Annotated in this window: 1 protein-coding gene; it reads left to right on the forward strand. The window is 65.6% G+C overall.

Translation table 11 applies throughout. The annotated features are described in order from the left end of the window. A partial coding sequence (locus AB4118_RS34065; protein ID WP_441493905.1) for a M10 family metallopeptidase C-terminal domain-containing protein occupies positions 1 to 536 on the forward strand: 536 nt, incomplete at its 5' end. Positions 537 to 765: the final 229 nt, after the last annotated feature.

Genomic DNA, 765 nt, shown 5'->3' on the forward strand with positions numbered 1-765 from the left:
GCTATGATGGCGGCAACGGCAGCGACACGCTGGATTACTCCCAGGCGACGCAATGCATCGACATCAATCTGGTCGAGGGCAAGGCGGTCAGCGTCGAGATCGGCGAGGACAGCTTCTCCAGCATCGAGGCGGTGATCGGCGGCAGCGGCGACGACCACTTCACCATCGGTGCCGACGCAGTGACGCTGACCGGCGGTGCCGGCAACGACTGCTTCTCCTTCGACGTGCCCTATGACGAGGATGACCGCGACCTGATCCACCAGATCCTCGATCTCGAGGCCGGCGACCGCATCATCGTCAGTCAGTACCAGATCCGCACGGATGACGATCCCGCTAATGGTGCGCCCGGGGGCGAGGCCGATCCGTTCGCCAGCGCCTATGGCGACGAGGCCGGCACTGCCAGCCAGCCCTTCCGCTTCCGCATCGAGAAGATCGGTGACAACGACTACACCTATGTCGACGTCTTTCTCGAGCAGACCGACGAGAAGGACTACTCCATCGAGATCCAGGGCAGCCACAGGCTTTACTATTACTGACCTCGGTGCGGGGCAGCTCGGCCTCGCATCCCGGGTCCGCTGACGGGAGAGACGGATATGACCAGGCGCAATGTCGCATCGCAGGCGGGCGGGGACGCCAGGGAAGGGCGCGAGCCGAATTTCGGGCTCGGCCGGCATATGCTCGCCGGTACCGCGCTCGCCCTGCTCCTGGTCGTCGGCTGCGGCGGCTGGGCCGCGAGCGCCCATCTCAACGGCGCCGTGATCGCCC

The organism is Allobosea sp. 2RAB26 (assembly GCF_052115465.1).
Taxonomy (GTDB): Bacteria; Pseudomonadota; Alphaproteobacteria; order Rhizobiales; family Beijerinckiaceae; genus Allobosea.